The 17,231-nt window shown below is 72.0% G+C and carries 17 protein-coding genes; 14 read left to right on the forward strand and 3 right to left on the reverse strand.

Annotated elements, in window-relative coordinates; translation table 11 throughout:
- The first annotated feature begins 43 nt into the window (after nucleotides 1-43).
- Nucleotides 44-790 carry a proteasome subunit alpha gene (prcA, locus tag BGM09_RS19855; protein ID WP_188282987.1) on the forward strand — a complete coding sequence of 249 codons (747 nt, stop codon included), beginning with the start codon at nucleotides 44-46 and terminating at the stop codon, nucleotides 788-790.
- Nucleotides 791-918: 128 nt separating this feature from the next.
- On the opposite strand, the gene BGM09_RS19860 is transcribed toward prcA, so the two are convergent.
- The gene (locus BGM09_RS19860; protein ID WP_188282988.1) at nucleotides 919-1,983 is read right to left on the reverse strand and encodes a LacI family DNA-binding transcriptional regulator; all 1,065 of its coding nucleotides are present in this window, start codon (nucleotides 1,981-1,983) and stop codon (nucleotides 919-921) included.
- 128 nt (nucleotides 1,984-2,111) lie between these two features.
- Between BGM09_RS19860 and BGM09_RS19865 the strand changes: the two genes are divergently transcribed.
- From BGM09_RS19865 to BGM09_RS19920, 12 genes are all read left to right on the forward strand, one after another.
- Nucleotides 2,112-3,332 carry an MFS transporter gene (locus BGM09_RS19865; RefSeq protein WP_188282989.1) on the forward strand — a complete coding sequence of 407 codons (1,221 nt, stop codon included), beginning with the start codon at nucleotides 2,112-2,114 and terminating at the stop codon, nucleotides 3,330-3,332.
- Nucleotides 3,333-3,341: 9 nt separating this feature from the next.
- Nucleotides 3,342-4,703, forward strand: a complete 1,362-nt coding sequence (gene pafA, locus BGM09_RS19870) for a Pup--protein ligase (RefSeq protein WP_188282990.1) — start codon at nucleotides 3,342-3,344, stop codon at nucleotides 4,701-4,703.
- Between the two features lie 155 nt (nucleotides 4,704-4,858).
- Nucleotides 4,859-5,869, forward strand: a complete 1,011-nt coding sequence (locus tag BGM09_RS19875) for an FKBP-type peptidyl-prolyl cis-trans isomerase (protein WP_188282991.1) — start codon at nucleotides 4,859-4,861, stop codon at nucleotides 5,867-5,869.
- A 39-nt stretch (nucleotides 5,870-5,908) separates the two neighbouring features.
- Nucleotides 5,909-6,280, forward strand: coding sequence for an FKBP-type peptidyl-prolyl cis-trans isomerase (locus BGM09_RS19880; protein WP_188282992.1), 372 nt, complete (start codon nucleotides 5,909-5,911; stop codon nucleotides 6,278-6,280).
- 119 nt (nucleotides 6,281-6,399) lie between these two features.
- A complete protein-coding gene (locus BGM09_RS19885; protein ID WP_188282993.1) occupies nucleotides 6,400-7,338 on the forward strand; it encodes a helix-turn-helix transcriptional regulator in 939 nt (312 codons plus the stop codon).
- A gap of 141 nt (nucleotides 7,339-7,479) precedes the next feature.
- Nucleotides 7,480-8,406 (forward strand): helix-turn-helix transcriptional regulator, encoded by a 927-nt coding sequence (locus tag BGM09_RS19890; RefSeq protein ID WP_188283007.1) that lies wholly within the window; start codon nucleotides 7,480-7,482, stop codon nucleotides 8,404-8,406.
- A gap of 12 nt (nucleotides 8,407-8,418) precedes the next feature.
- On the forward strand, nucleotides 8,419-8,673 hold the full coding sequence (locus BGM09_RS19895; RefSeq protein ID WP_188282994.1) for a hypothetical protein: 255 nt from the start codon (nucleotides 8,419-8,421) through the stop codon (nucleotides 8,671-8,673).
- Nucleotides 8,674-8,740: 67 nt separating this feature from the next.
- Nucleotides 8,741-8,944, forward strand: a complete 204-nt coding sequence (locus tag BGM09_RS19900; protein ID WP_188282995.1) for a hypothetical protein — start codon at nucleotides 8,741-8,743, stop codon at nucleotides 8,942-8,944.
- A gap of 246 nt (nucleotides 8,945-9,190) precedes the next feature.
- Nucleotides 9,191-9,478, forward strand: a complete 288-nt coding sequence (gene tatA / locus BGM09_RS19905; RefSeq protein WP_188282996.1) for a Sec-independent protein translocase subunit TatA — start codon at nucleotides 9,191-9,193, stop codon at nucleotides 9,476-9,478.
- Between the two features lie 68 nt (nucleotides 9,479-9,546).
- Entirely contained in the window at nucleotides 9,547-10,476 is a 930-nt protein-coding gene (gene tatC / locus BGM09_RS19910; RefSeq protein ID WP_188282997.1) for a twin-arginine translocase subunit TatC, read from the forward strand.
- A gap of 79 nt (nucleotides 10,477-10,555) precedes the next feature.
- On the forward strand, nucleotides 10,556-11,452 hold the full coding sequence (locus tag BGM09_RS19915; RefSeq protein WP_188282998.1) for a diacylglycerol kinase: 897 nt from the start codon (nucleotides 10,556-10,558) through the stop codon (nucleotides 11,450-11,452).
- A gap of 165 nt (nucleotides 11,453-11,617) precedes the next feature.
- Nucleotides 11,618-14,473, forward strand: coding sequence for a DEAD/DEAH box helicase (locus BGM09_RS19920; RefSeq protein ID WP_411158338.1), 2,856 nt, complete (start codon nucleotides 11,618-11,620; stop codon nucleotides 14,471-14,473).
- 212 nt (nucleotides 14,474-14,685) lie between these two features.
- Here BGM09_RS19920 and BGM09_RS19925 read toward each other — a convergent pair whose 3' ends face one another.
- Nucleotides 14,686-15,126 (reverse strand): VOC family protein, encoded by a 441-nt coding sequence (locus BGM09_RS19925; protein ID WP_188282999.1) that lies wholly within the window; start codon nucleotides 15,124-15,126, stop codon nucleotides 14,686-14,688.
- A gap of 214 nt (nucleotides 15,127-15,340) precedes the next feature.
- Between BGM09_RS19925 and BGM09_RS19930 the strand changes: the two genes are divergently transcribed.
- Entirely contained in the window at nucleotides 15,341-16,120 is a 780-nt protein-coding gene (locus BGM09_RS19930; RefSeq protein ID WP_188283000.1) for an SDR family NAD(P)-dependent oxidoreductase, read from the forward strand.
- Nucleotides 16,121-16,359: 239 nt separating this feature from the next.
- On the opposite strand, the gene BGM09_RS19935 is transcribed toward BGM09_RS19930, so the two are convergent.
- On the reverse strand, nucleotides 16,360-17,231 hold an 872-nt coding region (locus BGM09_RS19935), incomplete at its 5' end, for a siderophore-interacting protein (RefSeq protein WP_223187301.1).

Raw genomic sequence — 17,231 nt, forward strand, 5'->3', positions numbered from 1 at the left:
GACGCATCCCTCAGAGCCGACAGCAGAAAGGCACGGTTAGCCGGTGTCCACGCCCTTTTACGTTTCACCTCAGCAGGCCATGGCCGACCGCGCCGAGTACGCCCGCAAGGGCATCGCGCGTGGCCGCAGCGTCGTCGTGCTCCAGTACACCGACGGCATCGTCTTCGTCGCCGAGAACCCGTCACGGGCACTCCACAAGGTCAGCGAGATCTACGACCGGATCGCCTTCGCGGCGGTCGGCAAGTACAACGAGTTCGAGAATCTGCGGATCGGCGGCGTGCGCTACGCCGATCTGCGCGGATACACCTACGACCGCGAGGACGTGACGGCCCGTGGGCTGGCCAACGTCTACGCGCAGACCCTGGGCACCATCTTCTCCAGCGTGGGGGAGAAGCCCTACGAGGTCGAACTGATCGTCGCGGAGGTCGGCTCGGCCCCCGAGGACGACCAGATCTACCGGCTGCCGCACGACGGGTCGATCGTCGACGAGCACGGCGCGGTCGCGGTCGGCGGCAACTCCGACCAGATCGGCAGCTACCTCGACCAGCGGCACCGCGACGGCATGACGCTCGCCGAGGCGCTGGCACTGGCCGTCGAATCCCTCGGCCGCGACAACAACGGCAGCGACCGCCAGCTCACCGCCGAGCAGTTGGAGGTCGCCGTCCTCGACCGCACCCGCCCCCAGCAGCGCAAGTTCAAGCGCATCCTCGGCCGCCAGCTCTCCCGCCTGCTGGAGACCGAGTCCGCCTCGACGGCCACCACCGACGACCCCTCCGACGAGGAGGAGTAGCCTCCGGCCCGGTTCAGCGGACCTCCCGGCCCGGCCACGTGCGGCCCGCCGCGAGACCTGCCGCCGGGCGATGGGCTGAGCGCGCGGGGAACCGCGCGCTCAGCCATTACCGCGCCGCGGTCGGGGGATCAGCGCGGCGGCGGGGCCGAGGAGCCGCGGACGACGAGCTCCACGGGGAGTTCCACCGGCCCGACGGAGCCCCCGTCGAGAAGGGTGAGCAGAGCGGTCATCCCGCGGTCCCCGACCGCTTCGGCGGGCAGCCGAACACTGGTCAGTTCCGGGTCGAGCGCAGTGGCCAACGCCAAATCGTCGAAGCCGGTGACGGACAGGTCCGTGGGCACCCGGAGCCCGAGGCTCCTGGCGGCCTTGCACGCCCCGGCGGCCAGGATGTCGTCGTCGCACAGCAGGGCGGTGGGCCGAGGACCCGGCCCGCGCAGAGCGCGCAGGGCGGCGGACCGGCCGGCGTCCACGTCCAGGGAGCAGCGCTCGGAGGTGATTTCCACTCCGGGAACCGCGGCCAGCTCGGCCGCGACCGTCCGCGTGCGTTCGTGGAACGTCCAGCTGTCGATGTCGGCCGCGACATGGGCGATCCGCCGGTGCCCGAGCGCGACGAGATGGCGCACCACCTGCCGGAATCCGTCGCCGACCGCCAGGTCGACCGTGGGGGGACCGCCCGGCGCCGCCGGACCGCTGTCGAGCATCACCAGCGGCAGTTCGCCGCCGCCGATGCCGGCCAGGGCGTCCGCGGCCATCGAGGAGGCGATGACCCCGTCGATGGCGGCCTGGGCGGAGCCGAAGGGGTCGCGGGCCGGCCCGACGCCGTCGGGTGACGGGTAGAGCACCACGCCGAAGCCGTGCTCGGCGGCGACCAACGCCGCCCCCGTGTAGACACGCGCGAAATACTCGTTGGTGAGCGCGGGCACCACCATCAGGGCCGTCCGGGTGCGGCCGAGCCGCAGATTGCGGGCGGCGAGATTCGGCCGGTAGCCGAGCCGCCCCGCCGCGTCCCGTACGGCGTGCGCCGTCCGCTCCGACACCCGGCCGTGCCACTTCCCGCCGAGCACGAGCGAGACCGTCGCCTGCGACACTCCGGCCGCCCGTGCGACGTCACGAGAGGTCGGCCGCGTACTCCCCGTCAACCTTCCGCACCCTTTCCGTTCGCTCCTGCGGGTGGACCCGCCGACTGCCGACATGGTACGTATGACCGTAGACGTTATACGTAACACGTGAGCGGTCGCAGCTTGCGGGTCGCCGGTTGCGGGTCGCAGCTTGCGGGTCGCGGCGGCGAAGCACCGGGGACCGCCGGGGGAGAGGAGCCGGGATGGCTGGGCAGACCGCGGGATACGGGGACCTGCTGCGTACACGGCACGCCGCACGGCTGCTCGGCGGGACCCTCCTCGGACGGCTGCCCAACGCCATGGCGGCGCTCGCCATCGTGCTCTTCGCGCGCTCCGAGGGCGCCGGATACGGCCTCGCGGGCGCCCTGTCCGCGATCTACGGCGCCGCCGTCGCCATCGGGCAGCCGCTGCTCGGCCGGGCCGTCGACCGGCGCGGTCAGCCGCGGGTGATGACCGCCGCCGCGCTGCTGGCCGCGGCGGGCTTCGCGCTGCTCGCGGCCGTCGTCCTGGCCGGAGTCGCCACACCGCCGCTGGAGGGCGGCCTGCGGGCGCTGTGGGCCTCCGTGCTGGGCGACGAGGAGCGGGTGCAGAAGGCGTACGCGCTGGACGCCGCCGCGCAGGAGGTGCTGTTCACCCTGGGCCCGCTGCTGGTGACCGTCATCGTCTCGGCCGCCTCGCAGTCCTTCGCCCTGATCGTCACCGGCGCGCTCGGCGTCGCGGGAACCCTCGTCGTGGTGACCTCCCGGCCCTCCCGGCAGTGGCGGGCCGCCCCGCACGAGGCCCACTGGCTCGGCGCGCTGCGCTCACCCGGCCTCGCCGTCCTGCTCGGCGCCTTCTTCTTCGTCGGCATCGCCCTGGGCGCCGTCTCGCTGGCCGCCGTGGCCTACGGCGACGCGCACGGCGGCGGCCCGGTCGCCGCGTACGTCCTGGCCGCCAACGGCGCGGGCGCCCTCGTCGGCGGCCTCACCTACGGCGCCCGCGTCTGGTCCGGCGCGCCCGAGCGCCGCCTGCGGCTGCTCTCGGTCGGCCTCGCCCTCTGCTTCCCGCCGCTGGCGCTGGTGCCGGGCCTGCCCTGGATGCTGCCGCTGGCCGCGCTCGCCGGACTCTTCCTCGCGCCCGCCCTGGCCTGCGGTTTCCTCGTGGTCGACCGACACGCCCCGGCCGGCACCGTCACCGAGGCGTTTTCCTGGGTGGTGACCTCGATCGGCGTCGGCGCGGCGCTCGGCACGGCCGCCGCCGGAGTCGCCGCCCAACACGGCGGCACGGCCGCCGGATTCACGGTCGCGGGCGCGGGCGGCGCGGTCGCGATGCTCGTCCTGCTGTGCACCGGCCGAATCCTGACGCCGTCAAACCTCCGGAGCCCCTCCGAAAAAGATCGAAACGGAGCGGTCGAACCTCGTTTCAGCACCACGCATCAGGCGTAATGTTCAGACATGGACCGCCGCATTTTCGGGCTGGAGAACGAGTACGGCGTCACATGCACGTTCAGGGGACAGCGGCGTCTGTCCCCTGACGAGGTGGCGCGGTACCTCTTCCGCCGTGTCGTGTCATGGGGCCGGAGCAGCAATGTTTTCCTCCGCAACGGTGCCCGCCTCTATCTCGACGTCGGTTCGCACCCGGAGTACGCCACTCCCGAGTGCGACAACGTCACCGAACTCGTCACGCACGACAAGGCCGGCGAACGCATCCTTGAGGGCCTTCTCGTGGACGCCGAACGGCGCCTTCACGAAGAGGGCATCGCAGGCGATGTGTACCTCTTCAAGAACAACACCGACTCGGCCGGCAACTCCTACGGATGTCACGAGAATTACCTGGTCGCCAGGCACGGGGAATTCTCCCGGCTCGCCGACATCCTCATTCCGTTCCTCGTCACCCGGCAGCTTCTGTGCGGCGCGGGGAAGGTACTCCAGACCCCGCGCGGCGCCGTTTTCTGCGTGAGCCAGCGGGCCGAGCACATCTGGGAGGGTGTCAGCTCCGCCACCACCCGCTCCCGTCCGATCATCAACACCCGCGACGAGCCGCACGCCGACGCCGAGCGCTACCGGCGCCTGCACGTCATCGTCGGCGACTCCAACATGTCCGAGACCACGATGCTGCTCAAGGTCGGCGCCACCGACCTCGTCCTGCGGATGATCGAGGCGGGCACCGTGATGCGCGACCTGACCCTGGAGAACCCGATCCGGGCCATCCGCGAGGTCAGCCACGACATCACCGGCCGCCGCAAGGTCCGGCTCGCCTCGGGACGCGAGGCGTCCGCCCTGGACATCCAGCAGGAGTACTACTCCAAGGCCGTCGAGTTCTGCGAGCGCCGCGGCATCCGCAGCGGTGTCATCGAGCAGGTCCTGGAGCTGTGGGGCCGCACCCTGGACTCCATCGGCAGCGGCGACCTCGCCCGGATCGGCACCGAGATCGACTGGGTGATGAAGTACCAGCTCATCGAGCGCTACCGGAACCGGGACAACATCACGATGTCCCACCCCCGGGTCGCCCAGATCGACCTCGCCTACCACGACATCCACCGCCGCCGCGGCCTGTACTACCTGCTGGAACGCAAGGGCCAGGCCAAGCGGATCTGCAACGACCTGAAGATCTTCGAGGCCAAGTCGGTGCCCCCGCAGACCACCAGGGCGCGGCTGCGCGGCGACTTCATCCGCCGCGCGCAGGAACAGCGCCGCGACTTCACCGTCGACTGGGTGCACCTGAAGCTCAACGACCAGGCGCAGCGCACCGTGCTGTGCAAGGACCCCTTCCGGTCGGTCGACGACCGGGTGGAAAAGCTCATCGCCGGTATGTAGGACCGCCGGAATGTCGTACCGGTACGCGCCATGACCCGGCGTCACAGACGGCTCACAGGCCCCGTGCGAAACTCGTACGGGGCCTGTGGCACGCCGTAGGGTGTGGGACGGCATCCAGCCGCCGTTCCCGAACCCGATCCGAACCGAGGACATCCGTGCGCCGACGCTCCGTACTGCTCGCCGTGCCCGCGCTCATGCTCACCGCCGCCGGTTGTGGCAGCGACGACAGCAAGAGCAAGAGCGACCCGGCGGCATCCGAATCCCCCTCGACCTCGGGCTCGCCGTCCGCGTCCGCCACGCCCAGCACGAAGATCGTGGCGGGCCCCGTACCGGACATCACCGGCGGCGCCAAGTTCGGCGAGAAGCCCACCGTCGCCAAGGGCACCGGCACCCCGTCCACCGACCTGGCCGTCAAGACCGTCATCCAGGGCGACGGCGCCGCCATCGTCGCGGGCGACTACGTCACGACCAACTACCTCGGCCAGATCTGGGCCACCGCCAAGGTCTTCGACACCTCCTACGGCCGCGCGCCGTACACCAACGTCATCGGCCAGGGGAAGGTCATCCCCGGCTGGGACAAGGGCCTGGTCGGCCAGAAGGTCAACAGCCGCGTCGAGATGGCGATCCCGCCGGCCCTGGGCTACGGCACGTCGGGCAACTCCCAGGCGGGCATCAAGGGCACCGACACGCTGGTCTTCGTGATCGACGTGCTGGCGACCTACAACGCCAAGAGCTCGGCCAAGGGCAAGGCCGTCCCGCAGAACGACGCGAATCTGCCGAAGATCGGCACCAACACCGACGGCAAGGCGCCCAGCATCACGGTGCCCAAGGTCAAGGCGCCGACCAAGCTGGTCTCCGAGTACATCCTGGAGGGCGACGGCGCCGCGGTGAAGGCCACCGACACGCTGCTGCTCCAGTACAAGGGCGTGCTGTGGGACGGCGGCAAGGAATTCGACGCCAGCTACACCGCGGGTCAGCTCGCCGCCTTCCCGCTCGCCCAGCTCATCAAGGGCTGGCAGGAGGGCCTGGTCGGCAAGAAGGCGGGCAGCCGCGTCATGCTGGTGACCCCCGGAGACCTGGCGTACGGCGCCACGCCGCCCAGCGGCAGCAACATCCCGGCCAACGCCACCCTGGTCTTCTCCTTGGACATCCTGGCGATTCTGTAAGACTGTCCAGGTTGCCCGCAACGCACAAGGAGCATTGAAGTGAGCATCGAGAAGCCCGAGATCGACTTCCCGGGCGGCGAGCCGCCGGCCGACCTGGAGATCAAGGACATCTGGGAAGGCGACGGTCCGGTCGCCAAGGCCGGGGACACCGTCTCCGTCCACTACGTCGGCGTGGCCTTCTCCTCCGGCGAGGAGTTCGACGCGAGCTGGAACCGCGGCTCCGCGCTCCAGTTCAAGCTCGGCGTCGGACAGGTCATCGCCGGCTGGGACCAGGGCGTGCAGGGTATGAAGGTCGGCGGTCGCCGCCAGCTCATCATCCCCGCGCACCTCGCCTACGGCGACCGCGGCGCAGGTGCCGCGATCAAGCCCGGCGAGACGCTGATCTTCGTCTGCGACCTCGTCGCCGTCTGATCGGGTCCGCCCGCACAGCCGTCACAGGAGCCCCGGCCGCCAGGCCGGGGCTCCTCGGCTTTTGTCGCGGGTCCTCGGAGCGGTACGGTCGGCGACGAGAGCCGAACGAAGGGTGCGGGATGGCGATTGCCAAGGCTGAGCGGTTGATGAATCTCGCACTGTGCCTGATGAACACCCGGCGGCCGGTCAGCAAACGCGAGCTGCGCGGCTCCATCGAGGCGTACCACGAGGTCACCTCCGACGACTCCTTCAACCGGATGTTCGAACGGGACAAGGACGACCTGCGCGAGCTGGGCCTGGTCATCGACACGGTGGAGAGCATCGACGGCGAGTTCGGCTACCTGGCGCGGCGCGACCGCAACCGGCTGCCCGACATCGCCCTCGACCCCGAGGAGGCCGCGGCCCTCGCGCTGGCCGCGAAGGTCTGGCAGCAGGCCAGATTCGCCGAGGCCGCCAGCGGCGCGCTCCAGAAGCTGCGCGCGGCGGGCGTCCCGTACGAGGACACCCACAGCGCCCTCGAACCGCGCATCCCCACGCCGGAACCGGCCTTCGAGGCCCTGATGCTCGCCACTCGCGAGCGGCGCGCCGTCTCCTTCGAGTACCGCAAGGCCAACGCCGCACGGCCGGAGCCCCGGCAGATCGAGCCGTGGGCACTGGAGTGCTGGCGCGGCCACTGGTACGTGGCGGGCTGGGACCGCGACCGCGGCGCCGTCCGCGTCTTCCGGCTCTCCCGGATCAGCGGCAAGGTCCGCGCCCGCGGCGCCTTCACCGCCGAGGTGCCCGCGCACGTCGACGTGCGCGAGGCGGTGGCCCGCTGGGCGGGCGAGGGCGCCACCGCGACCGCCCGGATCCGGCTGCGCCGCGACAGCGGCTACCCGCTGCGCTCCCGCGCCGTGACGTCCACCCCGGTGGACGCCGACTGGGACGAGCTGGAGGTCCCGTACGGGCACGGACTCGACGCCTGGCTGGCCGAGTTCGGCCCCGACGTACTCGTCCTGGCGCCCGAGGAACTGCGCACGGACGTACTGGACCGGCTGCGCGCCGTGGCGAAGGGCTGACGTGGCCGACGAGAGCGACGCACGCGGGGCCGCCGGGCGGCGGACCGGGACGACGGCCGCGGCCTCGCGCAGGGCGGGCACGGAAGCGAAGAACAGGCGGGGGACGGCGGCGTGAGCAACGCGATCGACCAGACGCGCAGGATGCTGTCCCTGGTGACGTATCTGCGGGAGCGGCCCGGAGCGCGGGTCAGCGAGGTGGCACGGGCCTTCGGGGTGACCGAGGCCGAGCTGATCGGCGACCTCAATGTGCTGCCGCTGTGCGGCACCAGTTTCCGCGGCGGCGACCTGCTGGACATCGACACCGACGGCGAACGGATCTGGTGGCACAACCCCGGCACCGCGGACGACGTGGCGCAGCCGCTGCGGCTGGCCGCCGACGAGGCCACCGCGCTGCTGGTGGCCACCCGCGCGGTGGCCAATCTGCCGGGCCTGCGGGACAGCGACCGGCAGGCGCTGCTGCGCGCCGGGGCGAAGCTGGAGGCCGCCGCGGGCGAGGCGGCCGGGGCCAGCGCGCAGCTCTCGGTGACCTTCGAGTCCGAGGGCAGCGTGTTCGCCACCGTGGACCGGGCGATCACCGAGCGGCGGCGGCTGTGGATGCGCTACTACTCGCCCGCCAGGGACGCGCTGACCGAGCGCGAGGTCGACCCGATCCGGCTGTTCGCCGTCGGCCACACGTACTTCGAGGGCTGGTGCCGCCTCTCGGAGGACCGGCGCACCTTCCGGCTGGACCGGGTCGAGGAGATCCGGCTGCTGGACGAGCCGTCCGACCCGCCGCGGCTCCAGCCGCGCGACCTCTCGCAGGGCCTGGTCCAGCCCGCGGGCGACGACCCCGAGGTAGTGATCGAAGTGGGCCCCGGCGGGCGCTGGGTCGCGGAATACTATCCGCACGACAGTGCCGAGGAGCAGCCCGACGGCGGCCTGCGCATCACCCTGCGCACCCCCGACCCCGGGTCGCTGCGGCGGCTCGCGCTGCGGCTCGGCAAGGACGGCCGGATCGTGTCGCCCCCCGAACTGGCGGGGGACGCGCGCGACGCCGCCGTGCTGGCGCTCGCCGCCTACGGGGAGTGAGAGGACATCACGATGACGGCCACGGCGTCCGGCTGCGCGCCCATGACCATGCCCGTGCTCTTCCGCGCGGGCTGCCCGCACTGCCGCACCAGCTTCGAACTGTCCGCGGGAGCGCTGCTGCTGGCGATCGGCGGCTCGGCGCGTACGACCTTCTACTCCTTCACCTGCCCCGAGTGCGACACCGCCGTCCGCAAACCGGCGGGGGAGCGGATCGTCGAACTGCTCACGGTCGGCGGGGTCCGCACGATGCGGCTCCACGTCCACTGACACGGGCGCGAGCGCGGCTGCCACGGGTGGCGCCGACGCGGAAACGGAACCGGTAGGCTCGCGGCCCATGTGGTGGCTCTATCTCTGCGTCGGCCTGGCGACCGCGGGACTCCTGGTGCTCGGGGTGCTGGCGGTCCGGGTCTTCGCCGCCGTCCAGGAACTGGCCCGGCAGGTGGCGGCGGCCACCGACGCGCTGGCCGCCGCGAGCGACCGTCTCCAGCGCGCCGCACGCCCGTTGAGCGAGCGTGCCGGGCAGATCTCCAGAAGCTGAGCCTGCCGCGAGGCCGCGAACGCGGGGTACGCTGACCGGGCGGCCCGTACTCACGAGCGCGGCGAGGGTCGCAATCCGGCGGATTCCGGGGCATTTTCCGGCGTTCACCGGTGCACGATACGATCACAGCCAGCGCGGCGGCCGGGCACCTGCCCGAATCGTCGTGCACCTGCGGAAGCGGACGCGCGAGCGGACGTCCTCGCAGTCACGGAACACGCCGCCCACCGGTGAGAAGGTAGACATTTTATGCTCGGCAATCTCAAGCCCCTAGAGATCGTCCTGATCCTTCTCGTCGTCGTCCTGCTCTTCGGCGCGAAGAAGCTGCCCGACATGGCCCGGTCGCTCGGAAAGTCGGCGCGCATCCTCAAGAGCGAGGCCAAGGCGATGAAGAACGACGACTCCGGCACCGCGGAGTCCACCGCCGCCCCGGCTCCCCAGGAGCAGGCCGCTCCCCGCACCATCCAGGCCGCGCCCGGCGACACCACGAGCGCCCGTCCGGTCTCCGAGCCGGCGGACCGCACGCCCCGGGCCTGACCTGACCCTCTGCTGAACGACGAAGCCGACCGCGAGTCGGGCGGCTGCCGCACGAGACGAGGACGTGGGTGCTCAAGACTGCCCGCAAGCAGGACAAGGACCCCGAGGGGCGGATGCCCCTCGCGGACCACCTGCGTGAGCTGCGCAACAGGCTGGCCAAGTCCGTCCTGGCGATCCTGGCCGTCACGATCGTGGCGGCGTTCGTCTACAAGGACATCATTCACTTCTTCCAGCACCCGATCCTCAAGTCGGTCGGCTGCGTGGACGGCGCGACGCATCAGAAGAACGGCCAGCCCTGCGCCCAGATGACCGTCAACGGTCTGCTCGGCGGTTTCTCCATCGCGCTGAAGGTCTCGCTGATGGCGGGCATCGTCTGCGCCTCGCCGGTCTGGCTCTACCAGCTCTGGGCATTCCTCGCGCCCGGTCTGCACCGCAGTGAGAAGCGGTACACCCTCGGCTTCGTCGGCGCGGGCGTCCCGCTCTTCTTCTCCGGTGCCTGGCTGGCCTACGCGATCCTGCCGCAGACCGCCAGGATCATGATCGGCTTCGTGCCGGACGACACCACCAACCTGCTGGCGCTGGACGACTTCCTCGACCTCGTCGTCCGCATGGTGATCGTCTTCGGCCTCGCCTTCGAACTGCCCCTGGTGCTCGTGCTGCTCAACTTCACGGGCATGGTCAGCGGCCGTCGCATGCTCGGCTGGTGGCGCGGCATGGTGATCGGCATCACCGTCTTCGCCGCGGTCGCCACGCCCACCGGCGACCCGCTCACCATGTGCCTGCTGGCCGCGCCGATCGTCTTCCTGTACTTCGTCGCCATGGGCATCTGCTTCTTCAACGACAGCCGCCGCAAGCGCCGTCTCGAAGCGAACCCGGACTACGCGCTCGACCCGGACGAGGCGTCCACCCTGGACCACGTCCCGGAGCAGATCGCCGCCGAGCCGTACGAGGACCGGACCGGCGAGCGCGTCGACGACGGCTACGACGACGCGACCTGAGCGCGCGACCGCCCGACCGACCCCTGACGCCGCCCCCCACCGCTACTGGTCGGGGGCGGCTGTCCGGTAGGGTCCGCGCGTGACCAGCGAGATCACCCTCTTCGTCAATCCCGTCGCCGGACGCGGCCGGGGCGCCCGCGCCGCCCAGCCCGCCGCCCACGCGCTCCGCGAAGCCGGCTACGGCGTCCGCACCGTCGTGGGCGAGGACGCGGCCGACGCGCTGGCCCGCGCCCGGCAGGCCGTCGACAGCGGTACGGGGGCGCTGGTCGCGGTCGGCGGTGACGGCATGGTCTCGCTGGCCCTCCAGGCGGTCGCCGGGACCGACACGCCGCTCGGTGTGGTCGCCGTCGGCACCGGCAACGACTTCGCGCGGGTCAACGGCCTGCCTGTCCGGGACCCCGCCGCCGCCGGTACGGGCATCGCCGAGGCGCTGCGGGACGGCCGCAGCCGGGCACTGGACCTGGGCAGGACCGGTGACCGCTGGTTCGGCACCGTCCTCGCCTCCGGCTTCGACTCGCGGGTCAACGACCGCGGCAACCGCATGCGATGGCCGGTCGGCCGCTTCCGCTACGACCTGGCGATGCTCGCGGAGCTGGCGGCGCTGCGGCCGATCCCGTACCGGGTGACCTTCGACGACGCGCCGGAGCGGCAGATCGAGGCCACGCTGATAGCCGTCGGCAACGGCTCGTCGTACGGCGGAGGCATGCGGATCTGCGCGGACGCGGTGATGGACGACGGGCTTTTCGACGTGTGCGTGGTCGGCCCGTGCAGCCGCACCACCTTGCTGCGGGTCTTCCCCCGCGTCTACCGCGGCACCCACCCGAGCCACCCGGTCGTCACCGTGCACCGCGCGGCCCGCGTCCGGCTGGACGTCGATCCCGCCCAGGGCGTGACCGGCTACGCGGACGGCGAGCGGATCGGCCCGCTGCCGCTGGTCGCGGAGACGGTGCCGAAGGCCGTACGGCTGCTGGTCTGAGCCGGTTCCCACACGGGTGCGCGGTGCGCCGGGGCGGGTCTGACGCGGCTGGCGCGGCGGATCCGATCCGGTCGGCGCGGCGGGCCTGATCCGGCCGCTCGACGGGTATAGCGGCAATAAAGATCACGTGCCGTGTCAGTGGTGGCGGGTAGGCTCGGAGCCAAGATGACCGATGAGATGTCCGCAGATGAGATGGCGCACGATCAGATGTCGCCCGCCGAGCGCTTCGCCGCCAGCCGTCGCCGCGCAGCGGAGAACGCAACGGCCCTCGCCCAGTTCCGTGAGATGTACGAGTTCGGCCTCGACCCCTTCCAGGTCGAGGCGTGCCAGGCGCTGGAGGCGGGCAGCGGCGTCCTCGTCGCCGCCCCGACCGGCTCGGGCAAGACCATCGTCGGCGAGTTCGCCGTCCACCTCGCCCTCGGCGAGGGCCGCAAGTGCTTCTACACCACGCCCATCAAGGCCCTGTCCAACCAGAAGTACAGCGACCTCGCCAAGCGCTACGGCGCCGAGAAGGTCGGCCTGCTGACCGGTGACAACAGCGTCAACGGCGACGCGCCGGTGATCGTCATGACCACCGAGGTCCTGCGGAACATGCTGTACGCCGGCTCCGCCGCACTCGACGGCCTCGGCTATGTGGTGATGGACGAGGTGCACTACCTCTCCGACCGCTTCCGCGGCGCCGTCTGGGAAGAGGTGATCATCCACCTCCCGCAGTCCGTCACTCTCGTGTCGCTCTCCGCGACCGTCTCCAACGCCGAGGAGTTCGGCGACTGGCTCGACACCGTCCGCGGCGACACCGAGGTCATCGTCTCCGAGCACCGCCCGGTCCCGCTGTGGCAGCACGTGCTGGCCGGCCGCCGGATGTACGACCTCTTCGAGGAGAAGGCCGGCGCCACCGACGGCAAGGGCCGCCGCGAGGTCAACGCCGATCTGGAACGGCTCGCGCGGATGGAGAACCAGCGCGGCTACCACCCGCGGGCCAAGCGCGGACGCGAGGCCGACCGCGAGCGGGAGCGGCGCGCCCGCAGCCGGGTGTGGACGCCCAGCCGCGCCGAGGTCATCGACCGGCTGGACAACGAAGGACTGCTGCCCGCCATCACCTTCATCTTCAGCCGCGCGGGCTGTGAGGCCGCCGTCCAGCAGTGCCTCTACGCGGGCCTGCGGCTGAACACCGAGGACAAGCGCGCCCAGGTGCGCGCCATCGTCGAAGAGCGCACCCGCGCCATCCCCGACGAGGATCTGCACGTCCTGGGCTACTTCGAATGGCTGGAGGGCCTGGAGCGCGGCATCGCCGCCCACCACGCGGGCATGCTCCCGACCTTCAAGGAAGTCGTCGAGGAGCTCTTCGTCAAGGGCCTGGTCAAGGCGGTCTTCGCCACCGAGACGCTGGCGCTCGGCATCAACATGCCCGCCCGCTCCGTGGTGCTGGAAAAGCTCGTCAAGTGGAACGGCGAGACCCACGCCGACATCACCCCCGGCGAGTACACCCAGCTCACCGGCCGCGCGGGCCGCCGGGGCATCGACGTCGAGGGCCACGCCGTGGTGCTCTGGCAGCGCGCTTTCGACCCGGGCGCGGTCGCCGGACTCGCGGGCACCCGTACGTACCCGCTGCGGTCGTCCTTCAAGCCGTCGTACAACATGGCGGTCAACCTCGTCGGGCAGTTCGGGCGGCACCGCTCGCGCGAGCTGCTGGAGACGTCCTTCGCGCAGTTCCAGGCCGACCGTTCGGTGGTCGGCATCTCCAAGCAGGTGCAGCGCAACGAGGAGGGGCTCGACGGCTACAAGCAGTCGATGACCTGCCACCTCGGCGACTTCGACGCCTACATGCGGCTGCGGCGGGAGCTGAAGGAACGCGAGTCGGAACTGTCGAGGCAGGGCGCGACGCAGCGCCGCGCCGCGGCCTCCGACGCGCTGGAGAAGCTGAAGCCGGGCGACATCATCCACGTACCCGCGGGCAAGTACGCCGGGCTCGCGCTGGTCCTCGAACCCGGTGTCCCCGCGGGCCGTTCCAACGGCCACCCGCATCGCAACGAGGAATTCGCCGACGGCCCGCGCCCGTTGGTGCTCACCGCGGAACGGCAGGTCAAGCGGCTCGGACAGATGGACTTCCCCGTTCCCGTCGAGGCGCTGGACCGGATGCGGATCCCCAAGTCCTTCAACCCGCGCAGCCCGCAGTCCCGGCGCGACCTCGCCTCCGCGATGCGCTCCAAGGCGGGCACCGCGGGCTGGGCCGCACCCGCACGGCACCGCAAGCAGCGGGCCGCCGCGGCCGACGACACCGAGATCTCCCGGCTGCGTACCGCGATCCGCGCGCACCCCTGCCACGGCTGCGAGGAGCGCGAGGACCACGCACGCTGGGCCGAGCGCTACCACCGACTGCGCCGCGACACCCAGCAGTTGGAGCGGCGCATCGAAGGCCGCACCAACACCATCGCCCGCACCTTCGACCGGATCTGCGCGCTGCTCACCGAACTGGGCTATCTCCAGGCCGAGAAAGTCACCCCCGAGGGGCGGCGGCTCGCCCGGCTCTACGGCGAGTTGGACCTGCTCGCCAGCGAGTGCCTGCGCGAGGGCGTCTGGGACGGCCTCGGCCCGGCCGAACTGGCCGCCTGCGCCTCGGCGTTGGTCTACGAGACCCGGCAGGCCGACGACGCGGTCGCGCCCAAGCTGCCGACCGGCAACGCGAAGGAAGCCCTCGGCGAGATGGTCCGTATCTGGGGCCGTCTCGACGCGCTGGAGGAGTCCCACCACATCAGCCAGGCCGAGGGCGTCGGCCAGCGCGAGCCCGACCTCGGCTTCGCCTGGCCCGCCTACCGCTGGGCCTCGGGCCACGGTCTCGACGCGGTCCTCTCCGACGCCGACATGCCCGCCGGTGACTTCGTCCGCTGGTGCAAGCAGCTCATCGACGTGCTGGGCCAGATCAGCGACGCCGCTCCTGAGGGCAGCCCGGTCCGCCGCAACGCCCGCCGGGCGGTCGACGGGCTGCGACGCGGGGTCGTCGCGTACTCCTCGGTGGGGTGAGCCGTCCCGGCCACGTGAATCTGTGCGGCCCGGCGCGGACGATGACGGGCCGCACCGGCTGTCCGCGCAATGGCTCACCGGCTCACTGGCCGGTGAGCCTGGTGCAGGTCAGGGAGCCGTTGACGGTGATCGACTTTCGGTCGTCGCCGTGGTTCACCCCCCCGAACCGGTCGACGAGGCACGAGCGCTGGCCGCCGCAGTGGGCCGGCCCCTCAGCTCAGTTGCTCGGCCAGCCCGACGATGATGCCCTCCGGGCCCCGGACGTAGCAGAGCAGGAAGCTGTCCTCGAACCGGGCGATCTCGCCGAGGACTTCGGCGCCGTGCGGGCGCAGGCGGGCGACGGTGTCCTCGATGTCGTCGACGGCGAACATGACCCGGTGGGTGCCCAGGATGTTGTGGGGCCGGTCGCGCGGTCCGCCGCTGACCGCCACGGGGCTGCGGTACGTGGCCAGTTCGAGCCGACTGTGACCGTCAGGGGTCCTGAGCGTCGCGATGTCGCAGTGGACGCCGTCGAGTCCGGTGCACTGGTCGGCGAAGCCGCCCTCCACCTCCGTCCTGCCCTCCACCTCCATACCGAGTTCCACGAAGAACGCGACGGCGGCGTCCATGTCCCCGACGACGATGCCGACGTTGTCCATCCGTTGAATGGCCATGCTGGTCTCTCCTTCTTCCTCGCGCGGCCGGTGGTGGCCGCCGATGTCCCCGGGACGGAGCCGGTGGCTCGTTCTCGACATCGCTCGTCCCCGACATCTTCGGGCAGCGGGCGCGCCGCCGCCCGGCCACCGCCGGGCGACGCCGCGTAGCCGGTCATGTGACCCGCGGTGCCCTGGCCGCTGCCGCCGCGGGCTCGCCGTCTAGGATCCGGACATGACGTCACAGACCTACCTCTCCGAACTGTTCTCGCTGGAGGGACGGGTCGCCGTGGTGACCGGCGGCAGTTCCGGCATCGGCCGCGCTGTCGCCGGGGCCCTCGCACGCGCGGGGGCGAGCGTCGTGGTCGTGGCGCGCCGGGAGGCGGAACTGGCCGCGACGGTCGGCGAACTGGCGGCCGACGACTGCCGGGCGGCCTGGGTGAGCGCCGACCTGAGCACGCGCGACGGCATGCGCACGGCCGCCGAGGAGGCGGCCGAGGCGTTCGGCGAACCCGACATCCTCGTCAACTCCGCCGGGATCAACCTGCGTCCCCCGATGGGCGAGTTGGGCGAGGACGTGTGGGACACCACGATGGCGGTCAACCTGGAGGCGCCCTACCTGCTCGGACAGCGCTTCGGTCCCGGCATGGCGGAACGCGGCTTCGGGCGGATCATCCACATCACCTCCCAGCAGGCGCACCGGGCCTTCGTCCAGAGCGGCGCCTACGGCGTCTCCAAGGGGGCGCTGGAGTCCCTGGCCCGCTCGCAGGCCGAGGCGTGGTCGCCGTATGGCGTCACCTGCAACACCCTGGTGCCCGGATTCGTCATGACCCCCCTCAACGCACGCCTGTCGTCCGACCCCGAGAAGGTGGCGGCCCTGGCCGCCCGCACGATGGCCGGTCGCAACGGCCTGCCCGAGGACTTCGCGGGCGCGGCCGTCTTCCTCGCGAGCCGCGCCTCCGCCTACGTCACCGGCCAGGCGGTCTTCGTCGACGGCGGATTCTCCGTTCACTGACCCCTGGCCGGGCACGGTCCGGCCTCAGCGGTCTGACGGGCGTTCGCTCCCCGGCGCATCGGCGTCACTCGCCGCGGCGCCCTCCCGCGGGTGTTCGACGGCCTGGCAGCCGCCGCTCAGGCCGCGCGCCCCCGACCCCCGATACGGCGGCGGGTCGGTTCCGCTTCCCGTCCGCCACCGCTCCCCGCCACCGCTCCCCGCCGCGCGCTCAGCGCCCGGCGCCGCTCCCCACCGCGCGCTCAGCGCCCGGCGCCGCTTTCCTGCTCACGCTCCACCTGCTCGTTCCACTCCCGCTTGGACGCCTGCCAGCCGTCCTCGTCGGCGCCGCGGCGCCAGTAGCCGGAGACCGACAGGCGCTCGCGGGGGATCGAGTGGCCGAGGCGGAGGTGGCGGCGGAGTTCCTTGACGAAACCGGCCTCGCCGTGGACGAAGACCTGGACGTCACCCGGCGGGAACTCCAGACCGGTGACGGCCTCGACCAGCGCCTCGCCGACCGGCCGGGCGCCGCGGTGCAGCCAGACGATCTCGGCGTCGCCCGAGGTGGCCAGCTTCTGCTCCTCCGAAGGACCCTCGACCTCCACGAAGACCTTCGCCCGCGCGCCCGGCGGCAGTTGCTCGACCGCCGCGGCGATGGCGGGCAGCGCGCTCTCGTCGCCCGCGAGCAGGTGCCAGTCGGCGGCGGGGTCGGGCGCGTAGGCACCGCCAGGGCCCATGAAGTAGATGCCGTCGCCCGGCCGGACACCGGCCGCCCAGGGCCCCGCCAGCCCTTCGTCGCCGTGGTGGACGAAGTCGATCGTCATCTCGGGCGCGACCGGGTCCCAGGCGCGCACGGTGTACGTACGAGTGGTCGGCCACTGCTCGCGCGGCAGGTCGCGGCGGACGGCCTCCATGTCCAGCGGCTCGGGGTACGTGACCCCGGGCGGCGCGAAGACCAGCTTGACGTAGTGGTCGGTGTAGTCGCCCACGGGGAGCCCGGCGAGCCCGTCGCCGCCGAGCACCACCCGGATCATGTGCGGGGTGACGCGCTCGGAACGGATCACGCGGGCGTGGTTCAGCCGCGGTGCCCGGCGCGCGGGGCGCTCGGCGGCGGCGGGCGCCGCCCGCTCCCCGG

Origin of the sequence: Streptomyces sp. CBMA29 (assembly GCF_014596445.1) — a bacterium.
GTDB lineage: Bacteria > Actinomycetota > Actinomycetes > Streptomycetales > Streptomycetaceae > Actinacidiphila.